Annotated in this window: 15 protein-coding genes; 3 read left to right on the top strand and 12 right to left on the bottom strand. The window is 48.6% G+C overall.

The genetic code is table 11. The features are described 5' to 3' along the window. Nucleotides 1-91: 91 nt before the first annotated feature. The 5 genes from H583_RS0107930 to H583_RS32265 all read right to left on the bottom strand — a co-directional run bounded on the left by H583_RS0107930 (nt 92) and on the right by H583_RS32265 (nt 4,336). Nucleotides 92-1,348 carry an aspartate kinase gene (locus tag H583_RS0107930; RefSeq protein WP_028559998.1) on the bottom strand — a complete coding sequence of 419 codons (1,257 nt, stop codon included), beginning with the start codon at nt 1,346-1,348 and terminating at the stop codon, nt 92-94. 254 nt (nt 1,349-1,602) lie between these two features. Then, complete coding sequence (gene efp / locus H583_RS0107925; protein WP_028559997.1) at nt 1,603-2,160, bottom strand: elongation factor P; 558 nt, start codon at nt 2,158-2,160, stop codon at nt 1,603-1,605. 33 nt (nt 2,161-2,193) lie between these two features. Beyond that, the gene (locus tag H583_RS0107920; RefSeq protein ID WP_028559996.1) at nt 2,194-3,267 is read right to left on the bottom strand and encodes a M24 family metallopeptidase; all 1,074 of its coding nucleotides are present in this window, start codon (nt 3,265-3,267) and stop codon (nt 2,194-2,196) included. Nucleotides 3,268-3,296: 29 nt separating this feature from the next. After that, on the bottom strand, nt 3,297-3,734 hold the full coding sequence (gene aroQ, locus H583_RS0107915) for a type II 3-dehydroquinate dehydratase (protein ID WP_028559995.1): 438 nt from the start codon (nt 3,732-3,734) through the stop codon (nt 3,297-3,299). 104 nt (nt 3,735-3,838) lie between these two features. Beyond that, nucleotides 3,839-4,336 carry a YqhR family membrane protein gene (locus H583_RS32265; protein WP_036708846.1) on the bottom strand — a complete coding sequence of 166 codons (498 nt, stop codon included), beginning with the start codon at nt 4,334-4,336 and terminating at the stop codon, nt 3,839-3,841. Between the two features lie 242 nt (nt 4,337-4,578). Here H583_RS32265 and H583_RS0107905 point away from each other — a divergent pair, with 242 nt between their 5' ends. Together H583_RS0107905 and H583_RS0107900 are read left to right on the top strand one after the other, a co-directional pair. Continuing rightward, complete coding sequence (locus tag H583_RS0107905) at nt 4,579-5,511, top strand: DUF1385 domain-containing protein (protein ID WP_051236182.1); 933 nt, start codon at nt 4,579-4,581, stop codon at nt 5,509-5,511. A gap of 15 nt (nt 5,512-5,526) precedes the next feature. Further along, entirely contained in the window at nt 5,527-5,823 is a 297-nt protein-coding gene (locus H583_RS0107900) for a hypothetical protein (RefSeq protein WP_028559993.1), read from the top strand. A 5-nt stretch (nt 5,824-5,828) separates the two neighbouring features. Here H583_RS0107900 and H583_RS32260 read toward each other — a convergent pair whose 3' ends face one another. Both H583_RS32260 and mntR read right to left on the bottom strand, forming a co-directional pair. Beyond that, nucleotides 5,829-6,767 (bottom strand): patatin-like phospholipase family protein, encoded by a 939-nt coding sequence (locus H583_RS32260; protein ID WP_036708879.1) that lies wholly within the window; start codon nt 6,765-6,767, stop codon nt 5,829-5,831. Nucleotides 6,768-7,006: 239 nt separating this feature from the next. Next, nucleotides 7,007-7,435 (bottom strand): transcriptional regulator MntR, encoded by a 429-nt coding sequence (gene mntR, locus H583_RS0107890; protein ID WP_028559992.1) that lies wholly within the window; start codon nt 7,433-7,435, stop codon nt 7,007-7,009. A 290-nt stretch (nt 7,436-7,725) separates the two neighbouring features. Between mntR and splB the strand changes: the two genes are divergently transcribed. Further along, nucleotides 7,726-8,799, top strand: a complete 1,074-nt coding sequence (splB, locus tag H583_RS0107885; protein ID WP_028559991.1) for a spore photoproduct lyase — start codon at nt 7,726-7,728, stop codon at nt 8,797-8,799. Nucleotides 8,800-8,807: 8 nt separating this feature from the next. On the opposite strand, the gene H583_RS0107880 is transcribed toward splB, so the two are convergent. The 5 genes from H583_RS0107880 to metG form a co-directional block, all read right to left on the bottom strand. Further along, nucleotides 8,808-9,515 carry a cytochrome c biogenesis CcdA family protein gene (locus tag H583_RS0107880; protein ID WP_028559990.1) on the bottom strand — a complete coding sequence of 236 codons (708 nt, stop codon included), beginning with the start codon at nt 9,513-9,515 and terminating at the stop codon, nt 8,808-8,810. A gap of 22 nt (nt 9,516-9,537) precedes the next feature. Next, nucleotides 9,538-10,341: a metal ABC transporter permease gene (locus tag H583_RS0107875; protein WP_028559989.1), complete on the bottom strand. Its 804-nt coding sequence runs from the start codon at nt 10,339-10,341 to the stop codon at nt 9,538-9,540. Nucleotides 10,342-10,373: 32 nt separating this feature from the next. After that, nucleotides 10,374-11,186, bottom strand: a complete 813-nt coding sequence (locus H583_RS0107870) for a metal ABC transporter ATP-binding protein (RefSeq protein WP_036708843.1) — start codon at nt 11,184-11,186, stop codon at nt 10,374-10,376. Nucleotides 11,187-11,218: 32 nt separating this feature from the next. Next, the gene (locus tag H583_RS0107865; protein WP_051236160.1) at nt 11,219-12,226 is read right to left on the bottom strand and encodes a metal ABC transporter substrate-binding protein; all 1,008 of its coding nucleotides are present in this window, start codon (nt 12,224-12,226) and stop codon (nt 11,219-11,221) included. Nucleotides 12,227-12,409: 183 nt separating this feature from the next. Continuing rightward, a complete protein-coding gene (metG, locus tag H583_RS0107860) occupies nt 12,410-14,401 on the bottom strand; it encodes a methionine--tRNA ligase (RefSeq protein ID WP_028559986.1) in 1,992 nt (663 codons plus the stop codon). Nucleotides 14,402-14,423: the final 22 nt, after the last annotated feature.

Genomic DNA, 14,423 nt, shown 5'->3' with positions numbered 1-14,423 from the left:
TTTCGTCGAGACATCCTTTTCATATTAAAAAAGCCGGCAAGGAATTTCCCTGCCAGCTTGTATTTCGAATATATAAAATTGCCTTGTCTTACTATTCGCGACGGTCTTCCGGGCCGCCAACAAACACCTGATCTGCTGTGTCCAGACCATATGCGGTATGCAGCGCTCTTACTACATCCTGAAGCGGTTCTGCTGCGATCACACAGGATACTTTAATTTCAGAGGTGCTCACCATTTTGATGCTGACACCCAATTTGGAGATCGCATCGAACATGGTTGCAGCAACTCCCGGGTTGCTTACCATACCTGCACCAACAATCGATACTTTAACCAATCCGTCCTCAGAGGTAGTCTCACGGTGAGGCACTGCGTCACGGACACTTTCAATGACTTGAATCGCTTTGTCCTTGTCGCTTGCAGACAAAGTGAAGGAGAAGTCCGTTTTACCGTCGGACACGCCGCTTTGTACAATAATATCCACATTAATGCCGTTTTGAGCTAAAGAACCAAATACGTTCGCGAGAACACCCGGCACATCTTCAACGCCCAAAATACTGATTCTTGCCACGTTTTTATCAAATGCAATGCCCCGTACAACTACGCCCTGCTCCATAACCGTTTCCTCCTTAACGAACGTTCCTTCATTATACGTAAAGCTTGAACGGACAACCAGGCACACCTTGTTGTGCTTGGCGTATTCCACCGCTCTCGGATGCAATACTGCCGCACCCAAGTTAGCCAGTTCAAGCATCTCATCATACGAAATTTCATTAATTTTTCTAGCGCATTTTACAACACGCGGGTCCGTCGAGTAAACGCCGTCCACGTCGGTATAAATTTCACACAAGTCAGCTTTGATAGCAGCCGCAAGAGCAACCGCTGTCGTATCCGAGCCGCCGCGGCCAAGAGTTGTAATCTCTCCATCAGCAGATATCGCCTGGAAACCAGCTACAACGACAATATTGTCCTTATCCAGCGCTTTGAAAATACGCTCCGGCCGGATATCCTGAATGCGCGCCTTGCCATGATTATCATCCGTCACAAAACCAGCCTGCCAGCCTGTGTAGGAAAGCGCCTTTCCGCCCAGCTGATGAATGGTCATGGATAATAAGGCAATAGAAATCTGTTCTCCGGTCGTCAGAAGCATATCCATCTCGCGTGCCGGCGGATTCGGATTCAGCAGCTTGGATTGATCAATCAAATCATCGGTTGTATCTCCCATAGCGGAGACAACAACTACAATTCGATGTCCTTCTTGCTGTCTTTCAATAATCCGCTTTGCAACCCGCTGCATCCTCTCCGGCGTGCCAACGGAGCTTCCCCCGAATTTCATCACTATTAACGACAACGCAGTTCACTCCTAACCTATACTTTAACATACAATGATACATTATATCATAACTGGCCTGAGCAGGCATTAAAAAGATAACCTCAATGGGCGAGGAAAAGCACTCAAAACAACAAAAAAACACCGCCCCTAATGAACGGAAGCTCTACGGTTAGAACATGTCTAAACATTGAGGTCACTTCATTAGGAACGGTGTCCGTCCCCGACAAGCCTATTTGAATAATCCGGCCGAGATTTAATTCCCTTGCAGAAAACTATGCGCGGGAGATGTATTTTCCTTCGCGGGTGTCAATCAGAAGCACGTCGTCTTCATTGATGAAGAGCGGAACCTGAACGTTCAGGCCAGTTTCTACTTTGGCATTTTTAGTAGCACCTGTAGCCGTATTTCCTTTAATGCCCGGCTCAGTTTCTACAACTTTAAGTTCAACGCTGTTTGGCATTGTAATACCGATGATTTCGCCTTGGTAGCTGGCAATGTTAACATTCATGTTTTCTTTCAGAAAGTTAACTTCCCACTCCAGCTGTTTCTTTTCCAGGTTGAACTGGTCATACGATTCATTGTCCATGAACGTATACTCGTTACCGGAGTTGTACAGATATTGAACCTCACGGTTTTCGATGATGGCACGGCCAATTGTCTCGCCTGCACGGAAAGTTCTTTCAACCGTGTTGCCGTTGCGCAGGTTTTTCAGTTTGGAGCGTACAAACGCGGCACCTTTGCCTGGTTTAACGTGTTGGAAATCCAATACTGTAAAAATATCGCCGTCTACCTCGACGGTCAAACCTGTCTTAAAATCGTTAACTGAAATCACTGGGTAAGCCCTCCATTTACTTGTCTTCCGCTATTAAGCCAGCATCATAAAATGCTTGGGGGAAGCCGTTAATATTTTAATCCCGTTATCCGTTATGACAACATCGTCCTCGATACGTACTCCCCCAAAACCGGGGAGATAAATGCCGGGTTCAACCGTCACCGTCATGCCGGGTGTTAAAACAGTGTCACTGAGCTTGGAAAGCCGGGGAGATTCATGGATCTCCATCCCCAGTCCATGCCCTGTACCATGTCCAAAATGATCTCCATAACCATACCTTGTGATGATATCTCTCGTCAAGGCGTCAGCCTCCCGTCCCGTCATTCCCGGCTTGAGATGTTCAAGCGCATGGAGTTGGGCTTCCAGCACAATATCATAGATCTCTTTATGCTTGGCTGTCGGTTCGTTGCCGACAAACACGGTACGAGTCAGATCAGAGCAATAGCCATGGTAATAAGCGCCGAAATCCAGCTTGACCAGCTCATTTTGCCGAACAATCCGGTCGCTTGCCACGCCATGAGGGAGCGCAGAACGCTCGCCCGAGGCTACGATTGTATCAAAGGAGGAAGAGGTTGCCCCTCTGCTCCGCATGAATACTTCCATCTCCAGCGCGACATCGGATTCCTTAATGCCGGGCTTCAATATGCCGATAATATGGCTGAACGTATCGTCAGCCAGCTGGGCTGCCTCTTGCATCACTGCAATCTCAGTCTCATCTTTAATGATGCGAAGCTGCTCAACAATCGTGGAAGCCGGCACAAGCTCAATGGAGCCCAGCGCCTCGGACCAAGACTGATAATCAGCAAATACGACCTGATGCTGCTCGAAGCCGACCTTGGAAATACCTTGGCCATCCAGCAGCTCCTTGACCGTATCCATAAACCGCGGAGCATGCTCGACCACTGTGAAAGCCGGCGCCTGCTGCGGAGCCTGCGACATGTAGCGGAAATCCGTAAGCAGCCAGCTATGGCTGGAGGTGACCAGCAGATAGCCGGAGGAACCGGTAAATCCACTGACATAACGGCGATTGACAGGATGACTGATCAAGAAAGCCTCAAGGCCATTCTTTTCCATATGTTCCCGCAGCTTTTGAATGCGTTGTTCCATCCTACCATCCCCTTAAACGTTGTTATTCGTTAGTTCCGAATATGATTGAGCAGAGCTCTGAGTCCCAGTTCGTAGCCTGCATAGCCAAATCCGGCAATTTGTCCAATTGCGATTGGCGCAATAACAGAGACATGGCGGAATTCTTCCCGTTTATGTATATTCGACAGATGAACCTCCACGACCGGGAGATCAACCGCGCTTAGCGCATCGCGCAGCGCGTAACTGTAATGCGTGTACGCACCCGGATTAATCAGAATCCCATCTGCCTGCTTGAAGGCACCATGAATCCGGTCAATCAGTGCGCCCTCATGATTGGATTGAAAAAAATCCAGCTCTACGTCCCAATCTTCTGAAGCCTTTCTCAAGGATTGCTCAATATCCTTAAGCGTTGTCGAGCCATACACCTCAGGCTCCCGAATGCCCAGCATATTGAGATTCGGACCATTGATGACAATGATTTTCGCCATATTCGCCATATGTGAACTCCTTCTTTCATTCAGACAACCTTCTCAAAGCTTGCAAAGTCACTAGACATTTTACCACATAACAAAGACATTTGAGAAGTGCCTCCTTACCCTGCGTTTGCAGGCTCCCGGGAGGCTTCATCATGGAATTCGAAAGCAATTGTATAGCCGATAAATATGCCCCATATCAAAAAGATGCAAAACTCCGTGGTAATAGAATCCCATCCAAGCTTGTTAAAGGGAAGGACCATCCCCCAGAACGGGCCAATGCCCAGAAATATAACCGCCCACCAGAACATGCCATAAAAAAGGCCCGGCCATGGTCCGCGGTATTGACCAAGCGTGAGCATATAAAGATAAGTGGCCAGGATAGAAAATACAATATAGGCCCCGATACCGGCAGCTACCCCCCAGTAGGACAACAGAAAGCTTCGCTGCATAAACGAATCGAGCAAAAATCCGGGCAGAACCCTTGTAAAATTAATGGAGTACAGCAGCCAATGAAACAACCCCCAGATCAAGCCTGCAAAAAAGCCCGTATTCAGTCCATAAAGCCAGCGGTTCGTCTTATGCCCATGGTACGGGGAATCACCTGTTTTTACCATAGATGTCGATCCTCCAAGTTCAGTATAGATACCTTTATTATGCGATGCAGTTTCCAGTCCTATGCCTTTCCTGGAGGGATAGTAAGGGGACAATGGCGTTCACCTAGCAATGAGCTGGAGAATCAAGTACAATAGTAAGAAAGCCGCTGCTGCGAGTCAGCAGCCAATAATACAAGGAAGGTGAGGCACCCTTGTCGCAGAATAAAAGCATTTACGGGGGACAAGCCGTAATCGAGGGCGTAATGTTTGCGGGGCAGCATGTCAATGTTACCGCAGTACGGCGCAAGAACAATGAAATTGTCTACTATGAAGTGCCCAGAACAACCAAGCCGTGGGTGCAGAAGCTGAAGAAGATTCCACTGGTCAGAGGCGTGGTCGGGATTGTTGAATCCAGTGCCAAGGGCTCGCAGCATTTGAATTTTTCGTTTGAAGCTTATGCGGAGGACGAGACTGAGGAAGAAGCTAAAAAGAATCCCGAGAAAGTCAAGCAGCAACCCAAGGAGAAGGAAAACTCCGGACTCAGCCTCACTATGATTTTTGGAGTAGCAATTGCCGGGATCATCTCCTTTATATTCGGCAAGCTTATTTTCACGCTGACCCCTGCAATTGTTGAGGAGTTCCTTTTTCAGAATGCATTTGACAATGTCATTCTGCATAATCTGATCGAAGGAATCATTAAAATTTTATTTTTGCTGGTCTACCTGTACATTATTTCGATGACCCCGATTATCAAGCGGCTCTTCCAATATCATGGCGCAGAGCATAAGGTCATCAGCGCGTATGAGGCCGGACTTGAGCTTACGGTTAAGAATGTACAAAAATTCAATACGCTGCATTACAGATGCGGCAGCAGCTTTATTGTGTTGTCCGTCATTATCGGCGTCATTATTTATTCGTTCTTTCAATGGGACAGCTTATGGGAGCGGGTATACATCCGTATTCTGCTTCTGCCGGTTGTACTCGGAGCATCCTATGAGGCGCTGCGCCTCACAAATATGCTAAGAGACACGCCTGTACTTCGAATGCTGGGCTATCCGGGTCTGTGGCTGCAAAAGCTGACTACGAAAGAACCGACTGACGAGCAAGTGGAAGTGTCCATCGCTTCCTTCAACCGGATGAGGGAGCTTGACAGCCAAATCGCCGCTCAAGCAATCAGCAAACGTTCGGCAAGCTAAAGGAGGAAATTTGCTGTGAGAAGAAAGATGAGTCCTGCTTTAATTGTGATTATCGCTCTGGCCGTCATCGGCATCGCCGCGAATGTGCAAAATTATTTGATTCCGGTCGTTGTGCTGGGCCTGATTTTCCTGCTGTACTACGTGGGAGTCTATCGCAAAAATCCGAGCAGATACAACACAAAAAAAACAGCCGTCAAATCCCGAACATCGCAGCAGTCCGCCAAATCAAAGTCTACACGCAAAAACATCCCCTTCCGAGTCATTGAGGGAGGCAAGGATGATCATGATGATGATGTGCCGAAATATCATTAATCTGGTTAAGGCTTAAACGGAGCTGACTTCCGCAAAAACTTCTCGGCGGCGGCGGCCCCGGACGCGAACAGCTTCTCGCTCGTTTCGTGGGATAAGTGAAATTGTGTAGTCCGGATGCCGAGCGTCGGAATTTTGATTGTGCGTTCCCAATCATCCTTCTCAATATAACGCTGGTCATGCGCCAGCATCATCGTCTCCATCATCGCTTGAAACATGGAAACCGGGCCGCGAATTGTTCGCGGCTCGGTTTTATTTTTACCGACCATCTGAAACCCCACCACAGGCAGCCGCGCTTCTTTGATCTGTGTATTTTGCTTTTCATCAAACAGCCAAAGCGGAAAGTTGCTCAGCAGACCTCCATCGACGATATACGCGCTTCTGCGATGCAGCCGCAAGCCTTTGATCCGGCTGTTAAACTCTTTATCTTTTATCGTAACAGGGTCAAAAAAATAAGGAATACTGGCGCTCATCCGCACCGCTTTGGCAATTTCCAGCCTGGAAGGCTGTATTCCGTAATAAGCTATATCATCAGGCAGTACGAGCAGCTTGCCATTTGTAATGTCCGAGGCAACCAGCTTCAGCTTGCCCGGAGGCAGATCTGCAAACGTGTAGACTCCCCTGCTGCCAAGCAGCGTCCAGATCCATTCCTCAAGCGCATCTCCTGAATATAGCCCCTTGCGCAGCAGCAGACGTACAGCAGAACCAATCAGCTTAATATTGAAAATCGGAGACCGCTTCATTAAGGAGGCAAACGAGGTGGATTGAATGATGGGCTTCATCTGCTCAGCCGTATAGCCTGCTGCCAGCAGTGAAGCTACAATGCCTCCGGAGGAGGTTCCGGCAACACGGTGAAATTCATACCCTCTCTGCTGCATGACCTGGACAGCACCAACCAGCGAAATACCCTTCATTCCGCCGCCCTCAAATACGGCATTGACTTTCAGGGAGATTCCCCCTCTCATATTCCTTCGACTTGAATGATATCCCCCACTATATGCAGCATTATCGTGATTAAGCACGTTAAAGATTACTGTTATCGAGTGTTCATGGATATGCTCCACCCGAGGCAGTGCCGGCTGAATGTAATCGTATACCACATCCAAGCCGTACATAAAAAGGCAGCGACCACGCTTATATGCATGATCGCTGCCTTTTAGTTCTGCCTTATGGCTGTCTGCTTCGGTTACGTTATATCACTTTCCAGTTCGGAGCGCACCTGGGCAAGCTCCTTAATCCGGTTCTCATCCCTGCGGAAATACTCGACAAGCGTCTCGATACAAGTAATCGAATCCCAACTCAAGTGGTGCTCGATTCCTTCTACATCCTGATAAATGTTCTCATCCTGAACGCCAATTACAGTCAGAAATTGTTCGAGCAGGTGGTGGCGGTCAACAAGGCGCTTACCCATTTTTTTACCTTTGTTGGTGAGCACAAGACCGCGATATTTTTCATAAATGAGATAATTATCCTTGTCCAGCTTCTGGATCATTTTCGTTACGGATGAGGGATGTACCTCCAAGCCTTCGGCGATGTCAGAGACGCGGGCGTACCCTTTCTCGTCGATAAGTTTGTAAATCCTCTCCAAATAATCTTCCATGCTCGGTGTAGGCAATGAAAGCTCCCCCTAACCTGCTTCATTCTTCCTGTTATAGGCTGTTTCTTCTTAGTTGTCTTAGTTATCATACAATGACTTGTACCCTTACCGCAACTTGATGCGGCTTTTTCTATTGTTTTTTCCCGCCAGAATGCTGATTTTGCGGATTAATCGCCCGTGAATACAGCCTCTCACTGTATTAATCAGCGGTTTGCTTCTGATTGTTTCCACGAAATTGAAGCATTGATTCTGAGCAATTCTGCACACACTAAAGAGCATGTAAAAACTCATTCATAGGAGGCATCGGCATGGCTACTTCCACCGAGCATCCCCCTGTAAAACGCAAACCGCCCTCCCGTCCTTCCTTTGTGCCCGAGCTCGTTTATTTCGAGCCGGGAGCATTGGACTATGAGAAAGGGCAGCGGATTTACAAATGGGTGCAGGAGCAAGGTATTCCGCTGCGAATGACTACTTCGCACAACCGCATCACCAATCTGCCCGGAGACAGTGAGCTGGAGCAGTATAAAATTGCTAAGCGGACACTTGTCGTCGGTGTACGCAAAACCTTAAAATTCGATACTTCCAAGCCCTCAGCGGAGTACGCAATCCCCATTGCCACAGGTTGTATGGGCCACTGCCATTACTGCTATTTGCAAACTACATTGGGTGCCAAACCATATATTCGTGTATACGTGAATACCAAAGAAATTATGGAGGCCGCCCAAGGCTATATCGACGAGCGCAAGCCTGAAATTACCCGCTTTGAAGCCGCCTGTACGTCCGATCCCGTCGGACTTGAACCGATTACCGGAAGCCTGGCGGAACTGATTACGTTTATGGCGGATCAGGAATACGGGAGACTGCGCTTTGTCACCAAATTCCATCATGTCGATTCATTGCTTGGCCTTGAGCATAATGAACATACCCGTATCCGGTTTAGTGTGAACAGCAAATATGTCATTAAACATTTTGAGCCAGCCACTTCCCGGTTTGAGGAGCGCATCGAGGCTGCCGGCAAGGTAGCGCGTGCCGGTTATCCGCTTGGTTTTATTATTGCACCGATTATCTGGCATGATGACTGGGAGCAGGGATACAGCGAACTTATCGAAGAACTGGCCAAAACATTGCCTCCAGAGGCAGCCAAAAAATTAACGTTTGAACTGATACAGCACCGCTTTACCAAAACAGCCAAAAACGTTATTGAGAAGCGTTACCCCCGCACAAAGCTGGAGATGGATATTGAAAAGCGCAAATACAAATGGGGACGTTGGGGACAGGGCAAATATGTCTATCCGGATGAAAAAGCCGATGCGCTCCGCCTGTTTTTGTCGGAGCGCATCTTTGAGCATTTCCCTGATGCTACAATTGACTATTTCACCTAGCAGTTGGACTAGCCCAAATTTGCAGGAGCAAACTGGTTTAGCCAAATTGTAATTTTGGTCATTTGATCGGTAAACAGCAATATTCCCATTACAATCATCAATGCGCCGCCAATTTTCATAATCGTATTGGAATATTTCAGCATCCATCTGGTGGACCCGATGAAAAAGGCCAAAACGAAGAACGGGATCGCAAAGCCGAGAGAATAAGCGGCAGTTAATTGAAACCATGTTCCCGGATTCGAAGTTCCAAGCAGCAGAATTGCAGCAAGGATCGGTCCTACACAAGGTGACCAGCCGGCAGAAAAACCGACACCGAACACGAAGGAAGCGGCATAACCGGATTTTTTCATTTTAAAATCAAACTTGCGTTCCCTCATCAAAAGCTGCGGTTTGAATACGCCAATCAGGAACAAACCAAGCAGGACGATCAGAATTGCTGAAATCTGACGAATCAGTTCTTGATAATCACGGAAGAAATCTGCAAAGAGATTTGTTCCGTAGCCCAATGAGAAGAAGACGAATGAAAAGCCAAGCATAAAGAAGAAGGTATGGGTCATCGTGCGGATGCGCACTTCTGAGGTACGGTGATCCGCCTTCAAATCTTTGACCGAAATTCCTGTTATGTACGACAAATAGGATGGATACAACGGCAGGCAGCATGGGGATACAAAAGAAGCGACACCCCCGGCGAAGGCCAGCCAAATATTAACGTCCATAGCTCAAGCGCCTTCCTTCAATTCATATTTTGAAGCCGCGTTTGACAAGCAGAAGCAAGATCAGCATGCAAATCAAAAGCATAACAATCGTTCCGCCTGGCGCCAGATTCCATACACCAGCCATGACTAATCCAGCTATAACGGCAAGCTCCGCTATAACAATAACCGTAATGATCGTCTGTCTGAAGCTGCGGGCAATGATCAGACTGCAGGCTGCAGGAATGGTCAGGAGCGCAGATACAAGCAGCGCACCGACAATTTTAATGGAGGCGCTAATGACAAGTGCGGTCAATATACTAATCATAATATTAAAATACTTTACTGGCAAACCGTTTACAGCGGCGGCGTCCTCGTCAAATGTGAGCAGGAACAGCTCCTTGAAATGAATTTTCACCGCAACCAGCACAATAATCGTCACAATCGCAATAACCAGCAAATCTTCATTGCCCAGCGTATAAATACTGCCAAACAGATAGCTGGATACGTTCACATTAAAGCCGCGTCCCATTGTAAACAGCAGCGAAGCCAGCGCTACACCGCCTGACATAATGATAGCGATCGACAGCTCCGCATAGGTCTTGTAAGCCTTCCGCAGCTTCTCGATTGCGAAGGAGGCTGCCAGGGCGAACAACAAACCGACCCCGATCGGAAATACATTAATCAGAAAACCAAGCGCAACACCCGCAATTGAAACATGCGCCAATGTATCCCCAATCATGGACAATCTGCGCAAGACGAGAAACAGCCCCATAAGCGGAGCCGTAATGCCGATCAAAAGGCCGCCGATTAGCGCCCTTTGAAAAAATTCAGTTGTGATAATTTCCAAGCCCGATACCCTTCCTTTCTTGTTGCAGCCAATCAGACGACGAATGAAGCGCGGCGGTCCATAGACTTGCGCAAATCCTTCAGCGAATGCGTCAAATCATTCTCCACACAGTCTTCCAGCTCATGGGAATGCTTCACATAAAACTTGAGCTTGCCGTTCATTTGGACTGGCTCCTGCCCAAGGTAGGAACGAATCCAGTCCATATCATGGGAGACCATAAGGAACGTAATATTATGATGCTGATGCATATGCCGAATCATATGAAAAAAGCCCTCCTGCGTCTCCGCATCAATCCCCACTGTCGGCTCATCCAGAATAAGCAGCGCCGGATTGTTAATGAGCGCTTTGGCCAAAAACACACGCTGCTGCTGGCCGCCGGACAGCTGGCCGATGCGCTTGCCGGCGAGATCCTCAATGCTCATGGCATGCATCGCATCCTCGGCTTTGGCAGCCTCCGCTTTTGTAATACGGGAGAACAGCTTGCTGCGTCCATACAGCCCGGACAGCACTACCTCGCGGACAGTAGCAGGAAATAACGGGTTAAAGGAGTTTTTTTGCGGTACGTATCCGATGCGCTCCCAGTTTTTGAATCGCGATACCGGCTCCCCGAACAGTGAAATCTTCCCCTGCTCCGGCTTCAGCAGACCGACAATCATCCGCAGCAGCGTCGTCTTGCCTGCACCGTTGGAACCAATCAGGCCGACAAAATCCCTTTCCTTGATGGAAAAATTCAAGCCGTTGATTACTTGCTGCTGCTCATAAGAAAACGATACATTTTCTACCGTAACAATATCCCGATGGCATGCTGCTGTTTGTATAGTCACAGCATTCTCCCCTTTCTTCATTTATTGTCCAAGGTCCTTATTATAAATTGCCTCTATTGCAAGGCTTTCACAAGATTTTGCAGATTCGCTTCCATCAGGGAAATAAAGTTCTCTCCAGCCTGTTCCTGCTTTGGTGTCAGCCCTTCGATCGGATTGAGCACCAGCGTTTCAACGCCTGCTTCTCTTGCCAGTGTATCAGCCAGTGTACTGGTTACCAGCTCCTCAAAGAAAATATAACGCACATCATTTTCCTTGACAAACTTGGAAATCCGCAAAAGATCCTGCGCCCTCGGCTCTGCATCTGGCGATAAACCCATAATTGCTACCTGATTCAAGCCATAATCACGGGCCAGATAACCAAAGGCTTGGTGAGAGACAACGATATCCTTGCGCGGGGCTTGACCAATCTCGGCCTGGAATTTGCTATCAAGCCGGGTCAGTTTGTCTTTCAGCTTTTCATAGTTTGCCTCATAATCGGCCGTATAAGCCGGATCAACCTCAATAAGGGCATTCTTAATATTGCCGGCCATTACCATAGCGGACTTGGGACTGACCCAAGTATGCGGGTCGGTGGTCAGTGAACCATGATCATGATGTTCTTCCCCGTCCTCATGACCGTCGTGCTCATGCTCACTTCCGTCAGCCTCAATCAGTGCAATTCCAGTGCTCACCTGTACGGGCTTGACCGCCTTGTCTTTGCCGAGTCCCTTCAGGAATCCATCGACCCATCCTTCCAGGCCGGCTCCATTATAGAGAAACAGGCTTGCCTTGGACGCCTCATTGAGCTCTCTGCTCTTCGGACTCCAGTCGTGAGGCTCTACGCCAGCAGGAATAAGGTTAATGACGTTGGCGTGATCTCCGCCAATCTCCCCGGCCAAATAATAGATCGGATAAAAGCTGGTGACGACACTGATTCTCCCGTTTGCAGCCTTGCTCTCCTCTACGGACGGGGCAGTTGTGCTTCCACATGCGGAAAGAAACAGCAGGCAGAGCGCTGTTATGATAATGGTGAAATGACGTTTTTTAAGTATTCTGAAGGTATTGCTCAAGGTTCGTTTCATTGTGATGCTCCTATCTATTGCATTCATAATCGTAACTATTACGTGAAAATTATATAGGCAAGCAGCAGGTCTGTCAAACGTGACATCGCTTTATTGTGAGTAATGAAGCGTGGATAACTGACAAAAAAGCAAAAAGCCCATCCGATGCAGCTTGCACCGGATGGGCTAAAAAGATGCCAAATCTTATTTGACAATGGCGCCGTTAGGCATGTTGTCAGGGACGGAAGCAAGTGTCAACTGGTCGCCCTGCGAAGCCGCCAGAATCATGCCCTGGGACAACTCGCCGCGCAACTTGACCGGCTTGAGGTTGGTCACGCAGATCAGCTTGCGTCCCACAAGTTCCTCCGGCTTGTAGTGCTTGGCAATGCCGGATACGACCTGGCGCTTCTCAAAGCCCAGATCAAGCTGGAGCTTGAGCAGCTTATCCGCCTTCTTGACCGGCTCGGCAGACAGCACCTGGGCGACGCGCAGCTCTACCTTGGCAAACTCGTCAATACCAATCTCCGGCAAACGTTCTACTTCCTCAATCGCCTGCTCCGCATTACCGGATGCAGATGCGCTTTCTGCTGCTGGAGCAGCCGCCGGAGCCGTTGCAGCCATTGAAGAAGCAATGAAAGCTACCTCGTCTGCCGCCTCAAGACGCGGGAAGATCGGATCACCCTTCGCGACTTTCGTTCCTTCAGGCAGTCTGCCAAAAGTCTTGGTACTCTCCCAGCTTGTCAGCTCGCCTTGCCCGATCCCAAGCTGCGTCCAAATGGCATGCGGGGCATTGGTCAAGAATGGTTGAAGCAAAATGGATACAATTCGAAGCGATTCTGCCAGATGGTACATAACAGAGGCCAGTTCGCCTTGCTTTTCATCCGACTTGGCCAGTACCCATGGCTGGGTCTCATCAATATATTTATTTGTGCGGCTCACAAGCTGCCAGATCGAGCTGAGTGCCACGGAGAATTCCATCTTCTCCATCGCATCTTCTACAACTTGTACGGTATCGGCTGCCAGACTTTCAAGAGACGCATCGAACGGTGTTACCTGATCTGCATAAGCCGGAATTACGCCTTCAAAATATTTGTCAATCATGGCGATGGTGCGGTTGAGCAGGTTGCCGAGGTCATTGGCCAGATCAAAGTTGATCCGCTCGACGAAATTCTCCGGCGTGAACGTACCGTCTGCACCAAATGGAACCTCGCGCAGCAGATAATAACGAAGCGCATCCAGTCCGTAACGGTCAATCAGCAGCACCGGGTCCACCACATTACCCTTGGACTTGGACATTTTGCCGTCCTTCATCAACAGCCATCCATGGGCAAAAACTTTTTTCGGCAGCGGGAGATCAAGAGCCATCAGCATGATCGGCCAGTAGATGGTATGGAAGCGGACGATTTCTTTTCCGACAAGATGCACATCGGCAGGCCAGAAAGTCTGATACTTGGTGTCATCCTCCGAGCCGTAGCCAAGTGCAGTAATATAGTTGGACAAAGCATCGATCCATACATAGATAACATGCTTCGGATCTCCAGGCACTTTGATACCCCAGTCAAAGGTGGTACGGGATACGGCCAAGTCTTCAAGGCCCGGCTTAATGAAATTATTGATCATCTCATTCTTCCGCGATTCCGGCTGAATGAAGTCGGCATTCGCCTCATAATGGGCAACGAGACGATCCGCATATTTGCTCATTCTGAAGAAGTAGCTTTCTTCCTTGACCAGTTCTACCGGACGTCCGCAATCCGGGCAGTTGCCGTTGTCCAGCTGCCGCTCCAGAAAGAACGATTCACAAGGTGTACAATACCAGCCTTCATATTCCCCTTTGTAAATATCCCCTTGGTCCAGAAGCTGCTGGAAAATCTTCTCGACGCTCAGCTTATGGCGCGGCTCGGTAGTCCGGATGAAATCATCATTGGAGATATCAAGCTTCTTCCATAGTTCCTGAATTCCGACGACAATCTGGTCAACGAACTGCTGCGGGGTCTGGTTCTTCTCTTGGGCCTTGCGCTCAATCTTTTGCCCATGCTCGTCCGTTCCTGTCAGGTACCATACATTATAGCCGCGCAGACGCTTATAGCGGGCCATTGCATCTCCGGCAACGGTAGTATACGCATGCCCGATATGCAGCTTGTCACTCGGGTAGTAAATCGGCGTGCTAATATAAAATGTCTTCTCTTTTTCTGTCATGCCTGATTCCTCCTGTTTTGGA

The sequence above is a fragment of the Paenibacillus pinihumi DSM 23905 = JCM 16419 genome (assembly GCF_000422505.1).
Lineage (GTDB): Bacteria > Bacillota > Bacilli > Paenibacillales > Paenibacillaceae > Paenibacillus_D > Paenibacillus_D pinihumi.
Note: the sequence above shows the minus strand (reverse complement) of the source record. Positions and strands in the feature narration are given on the sequence as shown.

Bases quoted from the DNA above. Each gene is read 5' to 3' on its own strand.
- H583_RS0107920 (WP_028559996.1), bottom strand. From the start codon at position 3,267: ATGGAACAACGCATTCAAAAGCTGCGGGAACATATGGAAAAGAATGGC.
- H583_RS32265 (WP_036708846.1), bottom strand. From the start codon at position 4,336: ATGGTAAAAACAGGTGATTCCCCGTACCATGGGCATAAGACGAACCGC.
- H583_RS0107905 (WP_051236182.1), top strand. From the start codon at position 4,579: ATGTTTGCGGGGCAGCATGTCAATGTTACCGCAGTACGGCGCAAGAAC.
- splB (WP_028559991.1), top strand. From the start codon at position 7,726: ATGGCTACTTCCACCGAGCATCCCCCTGTAAAACGCAAACCGCCCTCC.
- H583_RS0107870 (WP_036708843.1), bottom strand. From the start codon at position 11,186: ATGAAGAAAGGGGAGAATGCTGTGACTATACAAACAGCAGCATGCCAT.
- H583_RS0107865 (WP_051236160.1), bottom strand. From the start codon at position 12,226: ATGAAACGAACCTTGAGCAATACCTTCAGAATACTTAAAAAACGTCAT.
- aroQ (WP_028559995.1), bottom strand. From the start codon at position 3,734: ATGGCGAAAATCATTGTCATCAATGGTCCGAATCTCAATATGCTGGGC.
- H583_RS0107880 (WP_028559990.1), bottom strand. From the start codon at position 9,515: ATGGACGTTAATATTTGGCTGGCCTTCGCCGGGGGTGTCGCTTCTTTT.
- metG (WP_028559986.1), bottom strand. From the start codon at position 14,401: ATGACAGAAAAAGAGAAGACATTTTATATTAGCACGCCGATTTACTAC.